This window comes from Citrobacter sp. Res13-Sevr-PEB04-36 (assembly GCF_015672735.1).
Lineage (GTDB): Bacteria > Pseudomonadota > Gammaproteobacteria > Enterobacterales > Enterobacteriaceae > Citrobacter.
The window spans coordinates 1-2,095 of sequence record NZ_JADABY010000075.1; the positions used below are offsets into that span (position 1 = coordinate 1).

Annotated in this window: 4 protein-coding genes; all 4 read right to left on the minus strand. The window is 43.4% G+C overall.

What is annotated here, in order from left to right; genetic code table 11:
- The 4 genes from IMQ48_RS21360 to IMQ48_RS21375 all read right to left on the minus strand — a co-directional run bounded on the left by IMQ48_RS21360 (position 1) and on the right by IMQ48_RS21375 (position 1,965).
- Positions 1 to 189: a hypothetical protein gene (locus IMQ48_RS21360; RefSeq protein WP_071962310.1), complete on the minus strand. Its 189-nt coding sequence runs from the start codon at positions 187 to 189 to the stop codon at positions 1 to 3.
- A 110-nt stretch (positions 190 to 299) separates the two neighbouring features.
- A complete protein-coding gene (locus IMQ48_RS21365) occupies positions 300 to 1,340 on the minus strand; it encodes a major capsid protein (RefSeq protein WP_061547674.1) in 1,041 nt (346 codons plus the stop codon).
- A gap of 16 nt (positions 1,341 to 1,356) precedes the next feature.
- Entirely contained in the window at positions 1,357 to 1,734 is a 378-nt protein-coding gene (locus tag IMQ48_RS21370; RefSeq protein WP_196210566.1) for a hypothetical protein, read from the minus strand.
- 3 nt (positions 1,735 to 1,737) lie between these two features.
- Positions 1,738 to 1,965 (minus strand): hypothetical protein, encoded by a 228-nt coding sequence (locus tag IMQ48_RS21375; protein ID WP_136346050.1) that lies wholly within the window; start codon positions 1,963 to 1,965, stop codon positions 1,738 to 1,740.
- Positions 1,966 to 2,095: the final 130 nt, after the last annotated feature.

Consider the following 2,095-nt stretch of genomic DNA (forward strand, 5'->3'; position numbering starts at 1 on the left):
TTATTTGCTTTCCTTACTGGTTAGATAATGCAGAGCATCGCTAACACTCATCCCACGGTGTAAAAGCTGGCGTAAATGTGTTGGGCTTACTTCCAGCAAACGAGCTACAGCAGAGAGATTTAATAGTTGTTCTGCTGTTGTATTATCAAGGTGAAGATGAACACCTTTACTCTTTAAAATGATTTCCATTGTTTAAACTCCATAGAGGGAAGAATACAAAGTATTTCCCTCCTTACAAATAAAAAAGGGGAAAGCGTATTTCTACGCCCTCCCCTATGCTCATGATTTTCTATTTATGGTCAGCTTGCTGAAACGCTACCGAAAACAATAGCCGTAGGAATGTTGTTAATCGCTAAATAGCTGGTTTCCGTTGCAATAGATGGGAATTGCCATTTAGCATCTGAAACAACATACTGATTGTGAAGGGTGGCAGACTTGCCAAGCGTCAGATGACGAACACCAATACCAGTATGAAGAACAAGCGCGTTTGCAGTGTCAGCCATGCGTGGGATGTAGGCGAAGCCGTCCACACCGATCTTGTCACTAATGAGGCTATAGCCTGTCACATCGATCACCGTGATCCCGTTCAGAGTCCACACCTCGTAAGCAGGGTTACTCTCTACAGTTCGTGTATAGAAGTTGTCAGAACTATTTACGCTTAGGGTGTACACCATAAAATCTTTAATAGATGGATGGTAACGCAGAGCCTTAGCAGCAGCGCCAGAAGCCAGGATCACAGCACCTTGTTTCTGTTGTGCCAGCCCTTCACCAAGAGCCACATTCTGAATACGGGCAATCTCGCTTAGTTGTTCGAAGATGTTCGCCGTGTCGGAAGTGTCCAGGGTGTATTCTGTACGAGCACCGCCAGCAAGGAAATCAAGATCGCCTTGTCCTGCATAGTCGCTATTAACACGAAGTCCTAACAGAGCATTCACCAGATCAATTTCAACGGCATTTTCTGCCATAGAATACTGGCTATCTGAGAAATCACTCAATGCAATTGACACCTGATCGGCAGTGTCAGCAATTCCACGTGCGGCGTATTGTTGCAGGTCAAGAGAGGTAACACTATTTAGAATACCGTGGTATTTAAGCTGGTATAGTGCATTGCTAAATTCTGGACGTTGTGCAGAGTTCCAATCACTTTGAGCGTATGGGCTATTTTCCTTAGCTACCAGATTTTTAACATCGGTAATCTTTTCGAGGGCGATCAGATTTACGTTGTGGGATTCCTGACGGAATAAGCCCAGATTTGAAATAATACGGTTTAGCTGAGTGCTGAAAGTGAACGGGCTTGTAAAACTGTCGTACACTACACCAGAGAATAAATCTTTAGACATTATTTTAATTTCCTTATTAGGTAGTGCGTAGCGCTACAGTGTCAAAATCAGTGAAGGTAAAGCCAAGAGTTGCTAATTGTGCTTGAGCTAATGATTTATCAAGGCTACCAAATTCAATACCTGCAAGTGATAGAATGGTATGTTCTGGAGAAGCCACTACAAACGCCTTAGCGCCCACTGGAGCAGGTTCTACGACAACATACGCAATTGCATCAACTGAGGAGGCTAATTCCCCGTTAGAATCCACTAGGTCGCCTACAATCAGATCGGCGGTAATTGGTGAAGCTGGTTTGATTAGCTTATCCTGCATAATTGCATCAGATGCGTAAGCCACCACTTTATAACGGGCGTGACTGTTATTCCCGTTCAGAGTTTGAAATGTTCCAAATTGCATTGGTTATTTTCCTTTTGCTAATAGTTTTAATCGTTCCTCAAGTCCCGTTAATGGGTGGGAACCTTCTTTTGATTTTGTGATCGTGGCTATAGGCCAGAATTTTTCTGTAGCCTCTCGAATAGTCTCAACGTCTACGCTGAGAACATCAGCCGCTTGTTTCAGCATCTTTTCAGAGAGAATAAGAGAAGCGCCTTTGTGAGTGATCACACGGTCATAATTCATGAGAAGCATTACCGTTTCCTTTGTTGTATTAACTATTTCGTTACGCATAAAGCGCAGAAGATTAAAAAGGGGCAATAAAGCCCCTGGAGAGAATGCCCCTTGCTAAAGAAAGCATTGTTTAACGTCATAGAGGAGGCCG